Annotated in this window: 15 protein-coding genes; all 15 read left to right on the top strand. The window is 44.4% G+C overall.

The annotated features are described in order from the left end of the window. Window positions 1–390 precede the first annotated feature (390 nt). The 15 genes from G588_RS21725 (at window position 391) to G588_RS0114135 (ending at window position 15,033) form a co-directional block, all read left to right on the top strand. The gene (locus tag G588_RS21725; protein WP_022779401.1) at window positions 391–921 is read left to right on the top strand and encodes a TetR/AcrR family transcriptional regulator; all 531 of its coding nucleotides are present in this window, start codon (window positions 391–393) and stop codon (window positions 919–921) included. A 38-nt stretch (window positions 922–959) separates the two neighbouring features. Further along, entirely contained in the window at window positions 960–1,889 is a 930-nt protein-coding gene (locus G588_RS0114200) for a hypothetical protein (protein ID WP_022779400.1), read from the top strand. Window positions 1,890–1,919: 30 nt separating this feature from the next. After that, window positions 1,920–2,765 carry an SDR family oxidoreductase gene (locus tag G588_RS0114195; protein ID WP_022779399.1) on the top strand — a complete coding sequence of 282 codons (846 nt, stop codon included), beginning with the start codon at window positions 1,920–1,922 and terminating at the stop codon, window positions 2,763–2,765. 37 nt (window positions 2,766–2,802) lie between these two features. Beyond that, on the top strand, window positions 2,803–3,606 hold the full coding sequence (locus G588_RS0114190) for a DUF1295 domain-containing protein (RefSeq protein WP_022779398.1): 804 nt from the start codon (window positions 2,803–2,805) through the stop codon (window positions 3,604–3,606). Between the two features lie 20 nt (window positions 3,607–3,626). Then, complete coding sequence (locus tag G588_RS0114185) at window positions 3,627–4,250, top strand: hypothetical protein (protein ID WP_022779397.1); 624 nt, start codon at window positions 3,627–3,629, stop codon at window positions 4,248–4,250. Between the two features lie 86 nt (window positions 4,251–4,336). After that, window positions 4,337–4,972, top strand: a complete 636-nt coding sequence (locus G588_RS0114180) for an endonuclease III domain-containing protein (RefSeq protein WP_022779396.1) — start codon at window positions 4,337–4,339, stop codon at window positions 4,970–4,972. A gap of 106 nt (window positions 4,973–5,078) precedes the next feature. Then, window positions 5,079–5,291, top strand: a complete 213-nt coding sequence (locus tag G588_RS0114175) for a hypothetical protein (RefSeq protein WP_022779395.1) — start codon at window positions 5,079–5,081, stop codon at window positions 5,289–5,291. Window positions 5,292–5,485: 194 nt separating this feature from the next. Beyond that, window positions 5,486–5,782 (top strand): hypothetical protein, encoded by a 297-nt coding sequence (locus tag G588_RS0114170; RefSeq protein ID WP_022779394.1) that lies wholly within the window; start codon window positions 5,486–5,488, stop codon window positions 5,780–5,782. 26 nt (window positions 5,783–5,808) lie between these two features. Further along, the gene (locus G588_RS0114165) at window positions 5,809–6,291 is read left to right on the top strand and encodes a flavodoxin (protein ID WP_022779393.1); all 483 of its coding nucleotides are present in this window, start codon (window positions 5,809–5,811) and stop codon (window positions 6,289–6,291) included. A gap of 496 nt (window positions 6,292–6,787) precedes the next feature. Continuing rightward, the gene (locus G588_RS0114160) at window positions 6,788–8,218 is read left to right on the top strand and encodes an MATE family efflux transporter (protein WP_022779392.1); all 1,431 of its coding nucleotides are present in this window, start codon (window positions 6,788–6,790) and stop codon (window positions 8,216–8,218) included. 167 nt (window positions 8,219–8,385) lie between these two features. Beyond that, complete coding sequence (gene leuS, locus G588_RS0114155; protein WP_022779391.1) at window positions 8,386–10,815, top strand: leucine--tRNA ligase; 2,430 nt, start codon at window positions 8,386–8,388, stop codon at window positions 10,813–10,815. A gap of 124 nt (window positions 10,816–10,939) precedes the next feature. Beyond that, window positions 10,940–12,064 (top strand): cation diffusion facilitator family transporter, encoded by a 1,125-nt coding sequence (locus G588_RS0114150; protein WP_022779390.1) that lies wholly within the window; start codon window positions 10,940–10,942, stop codon window positions 12,062–12,064. Window positions 12,065–12,156: 92 nt separating this feature from the next. After that, window positions 12,157–13,815, top strand: a complete 1,659-nt coding sequence (locus G588_RS0114145) for a sensor domain-containing phosphodiesterase (protein WP_022779389.1) — start codon at window positions 12,157–12,159, stop codon at window positions 13,813–13,815. 17 nt (window positions 13,816–13,832) lie between these two features. Next, window positions 13,833–14,570 carry a hypothetical protein gene (locus tag G588_RS0114140; RefSeq protein WP_022779388.1) on the top strand — a complete coding sequence of 246 codons (738 nt, stop codon included), beginning with the start codon at window positions 13,833–13,835 and terminating at the stop codon, window positions 14,568–14,570. Between the two features lie 211 nt (window positions 14,571–14,781). Beyond that, the gene (locus G588_RS0114135) at window positions 14,782–15,033 is read left to right on the top strand and encodes a hypothetical protein (RefSeq protein WP_022779387.1); all 252 of its coding nucleotides are present in this window, start codon (window positions 14,782–14,784) and stop codon (window positions 15,031–15,033) included. Window positions 15,034–15,132 lie beyond the last annotated feature (99 nt).

Here is a 15,132-nt window from a genome sequence, read left to right as displayed (position 1 = left end):
TTTATGGTATCAATATTTTGATAATCATATGAAACACCTGTGAAGTCGCATCTTAATATGCCTTTCAGGAACAAAATCTAGCTGGTAAAGGCTGAAATGTGTTATATACGCATACTAAAACAGCATTATCTGGAGTATCAGTATGAATATCATAGGTCATCTAATAAGGTGAGGAGTCAAATAAGCATACTAACTGGTGCAATAATGTAGCTTTCGTATGCCACACACCGACTTTCAGCGGATTTGAATCTATCGGGTATCACAACTACATATTTTTCATATTACTTTTTTCTTTAAGAAAAGTTCTTCAAATCCCATGGTTGACAAATCTCTGGTAATTGTTAATATTTAAATGAACACGTTCATAAAAACGAGACAGGAATTTTTATCATGCCAAAAATCATCGAAAATTTACGGGAACAGATAGTAGAAGAGGCCAAAAAACAGCTGATGGAAGTCGGCTACGGCAAGACCACCATCAGGAGCGTAGCTTCTGCCTGTGGTATCGGCGTAGGCACGGTGTACAACTACTTCAAATCCAAGGAGCTGATGATCTCAGCGTTTATGCTGGATGATTGGTATAAATGCACCATCAGGATGAGCGAACTTGATCCCGGAAACACCGATGATTTCTTCAGGGGAGTGCTGTCTGCACTCAGAGATTTCATAGACAAGTATAGATTTTTGTTCGAAGACAAGGAGGCGGAGACAGCTCTGTCTTCGGCCTTTACCGAGAGGCACAGACAGCTTCGCAGTATGCTGGCAAGACTTGTGGAGCCTGCCTGCAGGAAGCAGAAGGAAGGCTATGCAGATGATACTTTCCTTCCGGAATATATAGCGGAATCAATTCTGTATTTCAGTATGTCAAATACCTCAGTTGAGGATCAGTTAAAAGCAATCGGTCTGCTTCTTAACAGCTAAAGAGCTGACCGTGAATAATGATAAAAAAGGAGAAGTATATGAGCAGCTTTGAAAATCTTCGTATCGTTGATAACTTCTATCAGACATCGCTGTTTTTCCCAATGCCTACTGTAGTTATCAGCACCCTCTGTGAGGACGGAACCACTAACCTTGGCCCTTACTCACTGATTCAGCCCTACTATGTGGCAGGAAAGGATTACTACGCAATGCTCCTTAATTGCCGCAATTCCTCAAACACCGCCCAGAATATCTTAAGAACAGGCAAGTGTGCCATCAACTTCATAGATGACAACCCCAAGACCTTCAAGGAAGCTGTTAAGCTGTCCTGGCCCGGCGACAAGCCCTCTGAGAAGATGCCCAAGTGCAATTTTAGATTGGAAAAGAGTCTTATTGAGGAGGAGAACCCTTCCGACAAGCGCCCCATGGTCATGACAGATGCCATCGAAGTAATTGAGTGTACCTGGATGAGAGAGCTTGATGGCGCAGACAAGGATCAGCCGGGATGCCTTGAAGGCTACGAAGGCCCCTATCATGATTTCAACGGAATCACCAGCAAATTCGGAGCACATTTCATCTTAAGGATAGACAAGATCCTTATGAAAAAGAAGTATTCCGATGCCATCATTAACGGCGTAAAGGCCTCAGACTTCCCGCCTCTTCCCGTTGACTACGGCTACAGGGATTCCAAGAACTTCTGGTTCCACAGGAAAAAGCGCATGAGAGCAGAGCTTTTGCAGGTTAGAGAAGCTTCACTTGCTTCCGTAAGATACGCAGCAGACAGAGCTGATGACAAGATCAAATTCACCGATGATGCCCTTAAATGTCTTCTCGGAGTGCCGAGAGTATTCCTTCCGGCAGCTCTTAAGGGATGCGTAGAGTGGGCAAGAGAGAACGGCGTAGAACTTGTTACCGAAGAGCATATGAAGATAATCAACGACAAACGCGCTCAGGAAAAGAATAAGAAATAAAAATATTTTGTACATAAAAGGAGATAGGTTATGAAAGTAGTACTTGCAGGCGCTTATGGTAACCTTGGCGCAGACGTATTCAGATCACTTATCAAAGAGGGACATGAAGTAGTGGCCCTTGATATGGCACAGAGAGATATCGGAATTGACAGCGGCTTTACCTTTAAGAAGGTCAACGTAACTGACCCGGAGACCCTGAAGGGAACCTGCGACGGAGCAGATGTAGTTATCACAACAGTAGGTCTTACCAAGGGATCACCTACAGTTACCAACTATGATATCGATTATCAGGGCAACCTCAATCTTTTGAATGAGGCCAATAAAGCAGGAGTTAAGCATTTTACCTATATTTCCGTAATCAAGGCTGATATGGCTCCCGATGTGCCCATGCTTCATGCCAAGTATTTATTCGAGGAAGAGCTTAAAAAGAGCGGCATGACCTATGTCATCCACCGCCCCACAGGCTACTTCTACGATATCATCAAAGTGTTCCGTCCCATGATCGAGAAGGGACAGGTTACACTTCTTGGAAATAAGCCTGTTCATGCCAATGTTATTTCTACAGAGGACTTTGGCGAGTTCATCGTAAAGAGCATGATGGATGAGAACAAGGTCTACAACGTAGGCGGCAAGGAGACTTATTCCTACGAGGAGATCGCCAATATGTGCTTTGAGGCAGCAGGCAAGACCCCTGTGATCAAGCGTGCTCCCGCATGGCTTTTCGATGTCCTTGCATTTGTTAACAAGCTCAAAAAGAACGGAAAGGAAGCAATTCTTAAGTTCTCCAAGTGGACTCTTTCCGAGGAAATGGTTGGAGATACCACCTACGGAGAAATGAGCTTCAAGCAGTACATCAAGGACAGCTTCAAGGCCTGATCTCTACAAATCTGATACAGAAAAGAGGATATCTGTTATGTTTTGGAACTATTTACTTATAATCTGCATTGTATGCGCGGTCCTTTGCGCAGTGGGATTTATCAAATATGTTTATTTCTTATCCATAGGTTATGGTTTCGCCATCGCAGGAGGCGGCATCACATCGCTTATTATTGCACTTAAGAATGGCTGGACAGAAAGCGTATTGTGGCTGGCAGTTTTGCAGGCAGTTCTTTTTGTTATCTACGGAGCGAGACTTTCTGGCTTCCTTCTCGTCAGGGAGTTTAAGAATGCAGGCTTTCAGAAGGCTGCTAAGACCGAGATCGAGGGCTTTAAGAAGCTCCCTGTCTTTGTTAGCATTCCAATCTGGCTCTGCGTTTCAGTTCTCTATACAGCCCAGGTAAGCCCTATGTTCTACAGATATGCCAACGGATCCTCCGATTATCTTGTTCCTGTGATCGGAATTGTGATCTCAGTATGCGGCCTCATTCTTGAATCAATGGCTGATAAGCAGAAGACCCAGCAGAAGAAAGCCAACCCCAAGATGGTTGCCACACAGGGGCTGTACAAGATGGTTAGATGCCCCAACTACCTGGGAGAGATCATCTTCTGGACCGGAGTATTTATCAGCGGACTTACAACCTATAGCGGAATCGGACAGTGGCTTATGGCAGTCATTGCCTATATCTCAATTGTTTATATCATGTTCAACGGCGCTCAGAGACTTGAAAAGAGACAGATGGCCCGCTACGGCAATGACAAAGAGTATAACGATTATGCAGATAAGACACCTATCATCATTCCTTTTTTACCTATTTATCATTTAAATAAAAAAGCGTAAGAAATCGGAGGGTACATGAAATGAAGGAATTTTCCGTTCCAATGGCCGTTGTGGATTTCATTCCGGTAGTTCTGTTTGCGACGGCAGCGATAATGCTCCAGAGAGACCTCTACAGCAAGATGAGTAAGGGCGCCTTTGCTCTTTTTGCAACAGGAACCATAGATATTATTTTTGCCGGATCTCTTAAGGCTTTGTACAAACTTCTTTATGCTATGGGAGTGTGCGATTTTCAGCCACTTTCACATTTGTTTTTCCCGGTTCAGTCCATCGGTTTTCTTTTGGCGGGGCTTGGGCTTATTGCCATGGTGGTGCACAGACAGAGTGAAGGATCAGCCCTGTGCGTGGCGCCGCCCCTGTTCAGCGGAACCATGATCTTTGTCAGCTGCATGGTTATTGGCCTGGCACTTATGTATATTGTGCTGTCAGTCATTGTCATCAGACTTAAGAAACCTTTTTTGATCCTTGTGTTCGTCGCATCATTTTTGTGCTCGGTTGCCATGGGATATCTTTCCACCAGGGACTTCAGCCAGGCATATATGAACTGGATCGCGCAGGGAATCAATATCCTGGGACAGGGACTTCTTGTTATCGGGGTTATTCTTCTTAGGAAATACGGTATGCTGGAACTGATCCTGGGTAAATGATCCGGGGCTATAATACACAGTATGAAAACAACACTTCTGATATACGGAGGTGTTGTTTTTTGTTATGCTATAAGAAGGAGGCGCATATGACCAAGAAAAAGTTAGCTCTTGAAGTTATAGACAGATTGAAAAAAGAATATCCGGATGCGGTCTGCACTCTGGACTACTCCCAGGCCTGGCAGCTGCTTATCAGCGTAAGGCTGGCGGCTCAGTGCACCGATGCAAGGGTTGATCTGACAACTCCCAAGCTCTATGCCAAATTTCCTACGGTGGAGGCGCTGGCAGAGGCAGAGGTATCAGAGATAGAAGAGATAATAAGACCCTGCGGCCTGGGCAACTCCAAGGCAAGGGATATCTCAGCCTGCATGAAGGTGATTCATGAGAAATACAATGATAATGTCCCTGACAATATGGAAGAGCTTCTGAAACTTCCCGGAGTAGGCAGAAAGAGCGCCAATCTCATAATGGGAGATGTATTTGGCAAGCCTGCCATAGTAACCGATACTCACTGCATCAGACTCTGTAATCTCATAGGCCTTGTGGACGATGAGAAGGACCCGGCCAAGGTTGAGAAGGCTCTTTGGAAGATCATTCCTCCCGAGGAGGGAAACAGCCTGTGCCACAGGTTCGTAACCCATGGCAGAGCAGTGTGCGTTGCCAGAAGACCTAAGTGCACTGAATGCTGCCTTAAGGATATTTGCAAAACAGGCCGATATATATAATAGATTAGAAAGTTTATAAAAACGTTATTTGACGTAATTTATCATTCTAATTAAAATATCAAAATAGAATGAGAGTGAATTTATTCCTATAAAAGAGGATAATGATATGGATGCTAACGGACTTAGTGCAGAGCAGCAGGCTCTATTGGCAAGTATAATGGGTAAATCTCCTCAGGCAGGAGGTGGCGGAGGCTTTTCGGCAGCCAGTGCAGCAGGCAGCGCCCCGGCAGCACCTTCAGCTGCGCCGGCAGCAGCGGATCCGGGCAAGATGCTGAGCCAGGCTGAGATCGATGCTTTGATCGCTTCCATGGGGAATTGATATATCCGAATAAGTGAAATGTAAGGAAACGTACTTAATCAGTGCGTTTCTTTTTTGTGTAACATAATAAAAAAAGCATTAAAAGAGTATTAAAACGGGCATTTGCAGTTGTCACAATATAGTAAAAGTATTATCATTATATTGTTGAATATGATTGAACAATTCCAAAAATAGCGTCAGAAAGAGGTGAAGTGATGTATATTGCCATGCAGTGCGCTGACAGCAATGGAACACTTAATACGGAGATCTGTACCTTTTATGGGATTAAATATGATTCCAGATACAGATCTGCTCTGATCTCGACGGAACATTTGAATCATGACTACGTTGTTCCAATGGATGCCAAGGATTATGAGGCAGCGGTAAAACAGATAATGGCTGCAATGACCGCCCATGCGGACATGATAAACGTATCGGAAGGCATCGTATGGCGCGGAAGAAAGGGCGAATCCAGAAACGTTAAACCTCAGAAGATAACGATCACGTATTAACTGAGAGTCTGAATCAGGGAGATCATATGAGTAAGAAAGCATTGGTATGTTACTTTTCGGTAAGCGGAGTAACCGCTACTATGGCAAAGGATATCGCTGATGCCATCGGCGCAGCTACCTATGAGATAGAACCCAAGGTTAAGTATTCGGCAGATGACCTTAATTGGCAGAACAGCAGCTCCAGAAGTTCGATTGAGATGAACGATGTGAAGGCAAGGCCCGAAATCACGGGAGAGCCTGCGGATGTGGACGGCGCGGATGTGGTATTTCTGGGCTTTCCTATCTGGTGGTATACAGCGCCACGCATAATCAATACCTTCCTGGAGAATTATGATTTTTCCGGCAAAAGAGTTGTTTTGTTTGCCACATCAGGCGGAACCGACATTGAGAAAAGTATCAAGGATCTTCAGAATACCTATACCCGCATTCATTTCGACGGCGGCAAAAAACTCAATGTGGGAGCAAGCAAGCAGGAACTCAGAGCATGGGCTTCTACGTATCTGATGTGATCTTATTTAAGAAAATGAATTGAATGGTGTGTTGTGGCTATATAGAAAAAAGGTGTGATCGCCCGAGGGTGTTACACCTTTTTTCGCGTTCATACATAATAAAAGAGGAAGATATCCTCACCCTGGGCTACATCGTTCGCAAAGGAAACGTCCTCAGCGACATGGGCCAGGCCTATATCAAAAAAGCTGGAAGCCTATTCTGCAGTGTGATAACTTACCTTTATCGCCATAGATAAAGCCCCTGTAATTGTGCAACAACCCTCCTTCGTTTATATTAAATACAACAAATAAATAACAGCTGACCGGACGACCGGAGGCTTTGGCTTACTATCATTGGGTGGGCCGAAGACCTCCGGTTTTATTCTGGAAAAAAGCTGTCATATACAGCGGTCTGGATCAAAGAAAAACAAAGGAGGAACGCACAAAGCAGTTCCTCTCAAGAATCATTCCACAGGTACTATAGGGTATCACATATAGAAATAAGGAAAAAAGATATATGACCGAATTTGGTTTATCTCAGGCTGGGCGTAAGCCTGATAAAATGGCCGGCGATATGAGACTGATGAAGGATATCATCTCTCTCGTATTACCGGCTATAATTGAATATTCGTTTCAGGCGCTGGTAAATTATGCTGACTTTATTATGGTCGGAAAGCTGGGGATTGCAGCATCTGCCACCATTGGCATCACCAATGAAGTGACCTTCCTTGTAAAGGCAGGAGTCAATGCTCTTGGCGTGGGAGTTCTTGCATATTTTGCCAAAGAGATCGGTGCAGGCAGGCGAAAAGGTCTTAAGAGGGCAACGCTGCAGGCATACATACTCGCTCTTATCATAGGAATCTTTACCACTGTTATTCCTCTGGCTATAAGTCCCTTTCTACCGGTATTTCTGGGGGCAGCCAAGGAAATCCAAAGACCTGCTTCCATATATTTCGCAGTGGCTTCCTCCGCAGGAGTGTTTTTCTCCTTTAATGTGGTGGCGGGAAGTATCAGAAAAGCTGCCAAGGATATGAAGACGCCTCTGGTGGTAAACGGTCTTGTGAATGTTTTGAATATAATATTTAACTGGTTTTTGATATATCCAAGTCTGAATTTAAAGATACTTGGAAGAGATATTGTTTTGCCCCGAGCAGACATGGGAGTTACCGGAGCAGCGGCAGGAACAGCTATAGCAGTAGCAATTGGCGGAGTATTAATGCTCTGGGTAAATGAGAGATCTGCAGATACTTCAGCCAGGGGAAGCCTTGTTGATATCAGGGATTTTAAGAAAACAGTTGATACTGATATCATAAATAAATATGTTACCGTAGGAATTCCCGCCTTTCTGACCTCGGTTGTCACAAGCTTTGGAAGGGTTATTTTTACCTCCATGATAGTACCCTTGGGAACAGTGGTTTATGCAGCCCATTCCATAGCATTTACTGCTGAGTCTGCATTTTATATTCCTGCAGTTGGAATGGCCAGTGCTGTGGCGGCTCTTTCAGGAAATGTCAGAGGAGAAGGTGACATTAAGAAATTAAATCGTCAGACCAATCTGGTATGTGTCATGATAGTCTGCATCATGCTGGTGGCCACTGGAATAATGATGCTTTTTGCTGAGGACATCATTTCGATATTTACTAAAGATCCTTCAGCTCTTGAAATAGCACCGAGGCTACTGCGGATTGTTGCTGTAAATGAGCCGTTCTTTGGAATATCAATCGTTATGCAATATGTATTTAACGGTATAGGAAAGACAAAGCCCCCGCTTTTCGTATCTGCTTTTACCCAGTGGGTCCTTCGTGTGGGTGGAGTATTCCTCTTTGTATCTGTTCTTGGATATGGAATCGAAGCCGCCTGGATCTGTATGATCTCCGATAATATCGGCCGGGCTATTCTTCTTTATATTTGGTATTGGGTTTCCAATAAAAAGCTACTCTACTGGTGAAATATTCTATAAACCTAAAGAGGAGCGCACCAGACAGTTCCTTTCAAGGATCATACCTCAGGATCAGTATGTTATCTAATAATAATAAGAAACCATATTTGACAACATTTCCTCATGTTGTATAATTTGGAATGATAGTCTATAAAAAGTAGAGGAGTATGAACAGTATGTCAGAAGTTTATAACCATCACGCAATTGAAAAGAAGTGGCAGGAGTATTGGGCAGCCAACAATACCTTTAAGACAGATGTTTGGGATTTTTCCAAACCCAAGTATTATGCCCTTGATATGTTTCCTTATCCCTCAGGAGTAGGACTACATGCCGGACATCCTGAAGGGTATACTGCTACTGACATTATGTCCCGTATGAAGCGCATGCAGGGATATAATGTACTTCATCCGATGGGATATGACTCTTTTGGCCTTCCTGCGGAGCAGTATGCGGTTACAACAGGTAATCATCCTGCAGGATTTACTGAGAAAAATATAGAGACCTTCTCAGGTCAGCTTAGAGAGCTTGGCTTTGATTATGACTGGTCCAAGATGATCGCCACAAGTGACCCCAAGTTCTACAAGTGGACACAGTGGATCTTCAAGAAATTATATGAGGCAGGTTATGCCAAGCACATCGACATGCCTGTTAACTGGTGCGAGGAGCTGGGAACAGTTCTTTCCAACGATGAGGTTATCGACGGTAAGTCAGAGAGAGGCGGATACCCTGTTGTTAAGAAGATGATGAAGCAGTGGGTTATCGATCAGCAGGCCTTTGCCGAGGAACTTCTCGACGGCCTTAACGAGATCGACTGGCCTGAGTCCACCAAGGAGATCCAGCGCAACTGGATCGGCAAGTCAACCGGTGTAGAGGTTGATTTCAAGATTGTGGGAGGCGGAGAGTTCTCCATCTTCACAACCTGTATCGAGACAATTTACGGTATTACCTTCATGGTACTTGCTCCCGACGGAGATGTTGTTAAGGGACTTATGGACCGCGTTGAGAACAAGGAAGAGGTTCAGGCATATATCGATGAGACTCTTAAGAAGAATGACCTTGACCGTACAGACCTTAACAAGACCAAGTCAGGCTGCCCTCTTAAGGGAATATATGCGATCAACCCTGTAAACGGTAAGGAAGTTCCTGTATTCATCGGTGATTTCGTACTTGCAAGTTATGGTTCAGGTGCTGTAATGGCAGTTCCCACCCATGACCAGAGAGACTTTGAGTATGCAGAGGTTCATAATCTTCCTCTTATTCAGGTTATTAACAATACCGAGGGAACAGTTGACGTTTCTAAGCACGCATTTGAGAAACAGGATTATCTTGGCAAGGGCTGCATCCTTGAGAACTCCGAGGAGTTTAACGGAATGACCGTTGAGGAAGCCAAGAAGGCCATCACCAAGAAACTTGTAGATATGGGAGTTGCCAGAGAGAAGGTTAACTACCACTTCCGTGAGTGGATCTTTGCAAGACAGCGTTACTGGGGCGAGCCCGTTCCCTGCGTATATAAGGAAGACGGCAGCATAGTATTCCTTGATGATTCAGAGCTTCCCGTTGTACTTCCCGAGCTTGAGGATTACAAGGGACACGGCGGCAAGGCTCCTCTTGAGAATGCTACCGAGTGGAAGCAGTATGACAAGAACGGACTTAAGGGCACAAGAGAGACTTCAACAATGCCCGGCTCCGCAGGTTCTTCCTGGTATTATTTGAGATATATCGATCCTGACAACGACAACGAATTTGCCAATCAGGAGCTTTTGAAGCACTGGATGCCTGTAGACCTCTATATCGGTGGTCCCGAGCATGCGGTTGGACACCTTATTTACTCACGTATCTGGAACCGCTTCTTATACAACAATGGCCTTTCACCGGTAAAAGAGCCCTTCAAGAAGCTTGTACATCAGGGAATGATTCTTGGTGAGAATGGCATCAAGATGGGTAAGCGTTTCCCTGAGTTCGTTGTTAATCCCAGCGATATCGTTCGCGAGTACGGTGCTGATACACTTCGTCTTTATGAGATGTTCATGGGACCTCTTGAGGTATCCAAGCCTTGGAATGCAGCAGCTGTAACCGGTGCAAGAAAGTTCATCAACCGTGTATACACATTCTTTACAGAGCCTGCTAACATTACAGAGGACAACAACGGTAACCTTGACAAGGTATATCATCAGACAGTAAAGAAGGTTACATCTGATTTCGAGGCTCTTGGCTTCAACACAGCCATCGCCCAGATGATGATCTTTGTCAACGCAGTATACAAAGAGGGAAGCTGCCCCAGAGAGTATGCAGAGAACTTCATCAAGATGCTTTCCTGCATCTGCCCTCACGTGGGAGAAGAGATCTGGCAGCTCCTTGGTCATGACAAGACACTGGCATATGAGCCATGGCCTGTTTATGATGAGTCCAAGTGCGTAGAGGATACAGTAGAGATCGCCGTACAGATCAACGGCAAGGTTAAGGCTACTCTTGAAATCGGCAAGGAAGACCCCAAGGATGAAGTAATCGCCAAGGGTAAGGAACTTATCGCAGACAAGCTTGAGGGCAAGAACATTGTCAAAGAGATCTATGTTCCCGGCAGAATTGTTAATATCGTAGTTAAATAATTATACATAATACAATGAGGTACTCTCTTTACCGGGAGTACCTTGTTTTTTTACGCTGGTGTATCAATTCATGTTATGATTAATAAGTATATTTTTGCAGAATAATAAGACAGGAGAAAAAGATATGGCAGAACAGAATTCGGCCAAGGAACGTGGCAAGATAATAATCAGAACAAGTATTATAGGTATAGTGGTGAATATACTGCTGGCAGGCTTTAAGATGGTTGTGGGACTTATATCCGGTTCTATAGCCATTGTGCTTGATGCGGTCAACAACTTAAGCGATGCCTTGTCATCGGTCATAACTATAGTGGGAACCGCTCTTGCGGGCAAGGCTCCCGACAGAAAGCACCCTTACGGCTACGGAAGAATCGAGTATCTGAGCGCCATGATCATATCTGTGATCGTACTATATGCAGGTATTACTTCGCTTGTGGAATCGATCAAGGCTATTTTGGCCCATGAGAATCCGGAATACAGCGTGACCACTTTGGTGATCATTGCGGTAGCAGTTATTGTCAAATTGGGACTTGGCACCTTTTTCATCGGCACCGGCAAAAAGATCAGGTCGGAATCCCTAGTGGCATCCGGAACAGATGCCAGATTCGATGCAATCATCTCTTTATCTACATTGGTGGCTGCCATTATCTTTGTTTTCACAGGAGTGTCACTGGAAGCATATCTTGGTGCAATTATTTCCTTATTCCTGATTAAGACTGCTCTTGAGATGCTAAGGAACACCCTCAGCCAGATCCTTGGAGAGAGGATAGACAGCAGTGTTTCCAAAGCTGTCAAGAAGACCATTCTCTCTGTGGATGGGGTTATTGGAGCTTATGACCTGATTTTTAGCGACTACGGCCCGGACCGTGTAATGGCTTCGGTACATATTGAGATTCCCGACACCTTTACTGCAGATAAGATTGATGTCATAACCAGACGTATTCAGGAGGACGTTTTTGCTGAGCACAATGTAATGCTTGTATCCATCGGAATTTATTCAGTAAATACCAAGGATGAGAAAATTGCCAAGGTAAGAAACGATGTTTCCAAGATCCTTTCCGCTCATGATGAGATACTGCAGATGCATGGATTCTTCGTGGACTTTGAGAGGAAAAACATCAGATTCGACATGGTTGTGGATTTTGCCCCCGACAGGAAAGACGTATTTGAAGCTGCCATAAGTGAGGTACAAGAGAAGTATCCCGACTACAACATTGTAGCCAATATGGATTCTGATTACAGTGATTAATGCTATAATATAAATGTATGCATTGAAATACAGTTAATGTATGCTTTGGTATATACGGGACGGAGAATGAAAAAGGAGATCTTGCAAAAGGTATGGCGGGTGGAACGTACGATACGATAAACAGGATTTTTGATACCTTTGCTGTTACATCAAGAAGCCGTTATGTCTATGTCTATGACATGACCAAGAATATTTCCAGATGGTCCCCCAATGCAGTGGACTATTTCGGACTTACCGGGGAATATATCTACAATGCGGCATCTGTGTGGGAGAACAGGATTCATCCCGATGACAGGGACAAATTCACGGAATATACCGGCCTTGTCTATGCGGGTAAAAAGGTTGATCCCACCTTTGAATACAGAGCCAAGAACAAAAACGGGGAATACGTAGTCTGCTCCTGCAGAGGAGTTGTCATCAAGGACTATGCAGGAAGACCTGTTTTTTACGCATGCTCGATGATCAACAAGGGAATCGTTGACAATAACGATCCCATTACTCTTTTGCCCAATCAGTATGAGCTCCTTAATTATATGAGGGCTCTTAAGAACCGCAAGAAGACCTACGCTATCCTCATGATCAACTTCATTGATTTTGCGGATATCAACAGAAAATACGGATACATGACAGGTAACAATATCCTTAGAGTCACAGCTGCCAAACTTATGCAGGAGACCAAGGATGTGGGCAGAACCTACAGGGCAGAGGGTACAGTTCTTGCCTTTGTAACTGATATACTGTCAATTGACGAGATTAAGAAGCTCTATGGAAGAATGAGGACCTTCACCAGAGAATCCCTGGTGGTGAGCGGCAAGAAGATAGGCGCTGAGCTTGGCGGCGGTGTTATTCTGGCAGCGGATCATTCAATAGATGAGCATTCCATATACACCAGCGCCAAGTATGCCCTTGATTATTCCAAGAATCAGAGGCACGGCAACCTTATTATTTTCCATAACGATGAGCTGGATAACAAGAAGAGCAATATAGAGCTTGTTAACACCATAAGAAACTGCGTTTTGGACGGTATGGACGGTTTCTATCTGGAATATCAGCCGATCATGGCGGCAAACGATGGAAGACTCGTTGGCATGGAAGTCTTTGTCCGCTGGAAAAAAGAGCCCTTCGGCGCAGTGTCTCCTTCGGAGTTTGTGCCCTGGCTTGAACAGGATCAGGTTTTCTACACTCTGGGCAACTGGATACTGGAGAAATCTCTTCTTGATGCTATCGAGATAAGAAAGAACAACAAAGACTTTTTCCTCAGCGTCAATCTGGCCTTTATGCAGCTGGAGAGATCTGAGTTCAGAACAACCCTTCTGGAAATACTAAGGAAGACCTCCTATCCGGCAACGGGGCTGTGCCTTCAGCTAACGCAGGGCTCAAGGCAGCTGGGAATGGAGCATTTAAAGAGTCAGGTGGAGTTCCTTAAATCCTGCGGACTTAAGATAGGACTTGATGTGGCGGATTTTGCCGCACTGGATCTTACAAGGCATCTTACGATAGATGTGATCAATTTATCTCCGTCTCTTACGGCGGGAGTTACGGATAATCTCACCAACAAATATATGGTGGAGACCATGACCGGTTTTGCCCACAGACTGGGAATAAGGACCTGCTTTACCGGAATTGAGGACGAGGAATCGGCCCAGATCGCCAAGCAGTATCCCATCTCGGAGGTTATGGGCTACTTCTACGGCCGCCCCTGCAGTATAGGGGACTTCAAGGCGAGATATCTTGATAAGAAGGAAAAATAAGCTACAGGAGAGGCTAAATGAGCAGACAATTCAGGTACATACAAAATGATGATGTACTTAGGACCTTCAGAGAGTTTAAGGATACCTTACTGTCTGAAAGGTCTGTTGTCATTGCGCGTCAGGGAGACTACATTCTCCAGCTGGAGAAGCTGTCCGGGAACAATATGGGGCTTAAGATAATCAATAATGAGCGCAACAGTATTGTTTCCAGCAGAACCTATGATATTACCAATACCACTGAGGCCCTTGTGGCCAGAGGTGTAAGGCATGCCTGTCAGAAACTGTCGGAGCTTAGCGACGAGAAGGTTAACAGACGACGGATGCAGATCTGGAAATGGTATATCATGGAATGGCAGCAGCATAATGCCGATCAGTCCGGTGAACTGTTTGCCAAGGAGCTCACCTGGAATGAGGAAAGGTCCGACAACGAAGAGGAAGTCCTTGACATAGAGGCTTTTCTTCATGGAGATTATCTGAATCTCGGCAATACCTTAAGTCTTATTGATAAATATCTTACCGATGAGACCCAGAAGGAGAGATTCAGAAAGTTTGCCATCGAAGATATTATGGAGATGACCAGTGAGGATACCAGAGACAGATCCATTGCCGAAGCTGAAGAAGCCAGCAGGGAAGATGGTATCAAGATTCACACCTATCAGTTCACCGTCAGCGTTGAAGCCACTGACAAGGAGCATGCAAGGGCTGCTCTTCTTAATTATCTTGCAGGCGATGAGCGCATAAAAGTGCAGAAATAAACGCTAAAGAATATAAACTTTTGTTTATATTCTTTTTATGTTTTATTAAGGTAAAGTACTGCATCATCCTCTATCTTTTCTGAAATTAATGTTATATAATGTTCCCATTAAATGAAAATTAATTACGGAGACGCAAGGGTTGAGGGGCCCGGGACACGTTTTCCGCATAATCATTTAATCAAATTTTCTTATGAGATGGAGGAATTGAATAATGAGAAGTTCCGCAAAGACTAAAAAAGGCATGAGCCAGAGCTGCATCGAGATCATGGCTGATGCTATCAAGGCAAAGGAGCAGAACCTATCATACGGTAAGTTTAAGGCTCTTGACATGTTAGGTGCCGGAAGCATGCAGGACGAGGATATCGTATCCGAGTATCATGTTCATTCCGGAAATATTGTTCGCCGAACAGAGCAGGCCGAGAAGAAGAAAGCAGTTGCTTTCGTTAAGATCAGACAGGCATAACGATGAGGGCTTTACAACTGAATATTGTGCATGCAAATAATAAGAGACCGCAGCGTGGCGGTCTCTTTTTTATCGGTGAATTATTGAGTGATCATATAT

This window comes from Butyrivibrio sp. AE3009, from assembly GCF_000420845.1.
GTDB lineage: Bacteria > Bacillota > Clostridia > Lachnospirales > Lachnospiraceae > Butyrivibrio.
The sequence above is the reverse complement of the archived record's forward strand: the minus strand, read 5'-3'. Positions and strand labels throughout refer to the sequence as shown.

What these genes read in the sequence shown, in the direction of transcription:
- G588_RS0114175 (WP_022779395.1), top strand. Translation starts at nt 5,079, where the DNA reads ATGGATGCTAACGGACTTAGTGCAGAGCAGCAGGCTCTATTGGCAAGT.
- G588_RS0114170 (WP_022779394.1), top strand. Translation starts at nt 5,486, where the DNA reads ATGTATATTGCCATGCAGTGCGCTGACAGCAATGGAACACTTAATACG.
- G588_RS0114190 (WP_022779398.1), top strand. Translation starts at nt 2,803, where the DNA reads ATGTTTTGGAACTATTTACTTATAATCTGCATTGTATGCGCGGTCCTT.
- G588_RS0114185 (WP_022779397.1), top strand. Translation starts at nt 3,627, where the DNA reads ATGAAGGAATTTTCCGTTCCAATGGCCGTTGTGGATTTCATTCCGGTA.
- leuS (WP_022779391.1), top strand. Translation starts at nt 8,386, where the DNA reads ATGTCAGAAGTTTATAACCATCACGCAATTGAAAAGAAGTGGCAGGAG.
- G588_RS21725 (WP_022779401.1), top strand. Translation starts at nt 391, where the DNA reads ATGCCAAAAATCATCGAAAATTTACGGGAACAGATAGTAGAAGAGGCC.
- G588_RS0114165 (WP_022779393.1), top strand. Translation starts at nt 5,809, where the DNA reads ATGAGTAAGAAAGCATTGGTATGTTACTTTTCGGTAAGCGGAGTAACC.
- G588_RS0114200 (WP_022779400.1), top strand. Translation starts at nt 960, where the DNA reads ATGAGCAGCTTTGAAAATCTTCGTATCGTTGATAACTTCTATCAGACA.
- G588_RS0114195 (WP_022779399.1), top strand. Translation starts at nt 1,920, where the DNA reads ATGAAAGTAGTACTTGCAGGCGCTTATGGTAACCTTGGCGCAGACGTA.
- G588_RS0114160 (WP_022779392.1), top strand. Translation starts at nt 6,788, where the DNA reads ATGACCGAATTTGGTTTATCTCAGGCTGGGCGTAAGCCTGATAAAATG.
- G588_RS0114140 (WP_022779388.1), top strand. Translation starts at nt 13,833, where the DNA reads ATGAGCAGACAATTCAGGTACATACAAAATGATGATGTACTTAGGACC.
- G588_RS0114145 (WP_022779389.1), top strand. Translation starts at nt 12,157, where the DNA reads ATGGCGGGTGGAACGTACGATACGATAAACAGGATTTTTGATACCTTT.
- G588_RS0114150 (WP_022779390.1), top strand. Translation starts at nt 10,940, where the DNA reads ATGGCAGAACAGAATTCGGCCAAGGAACGTGGCAAGATAATAATCAGA.
- G588_RS0114180 (WP_022779396.1), top strand. Translation starts at nt 4,337, where the DNA reads ATGACCAAGAAAAAGTTAGCTCTTGAAGTTATAGACAGATTGAAAAAA.
- G588_RS0114135 (WP_022779387.1), top strand. Translation starts at nt 14,782, where the DNA reads ATGAGAAGTTCCGCAAAGACTAAAAAAGGCATGAGCCAGAGCTGCATC.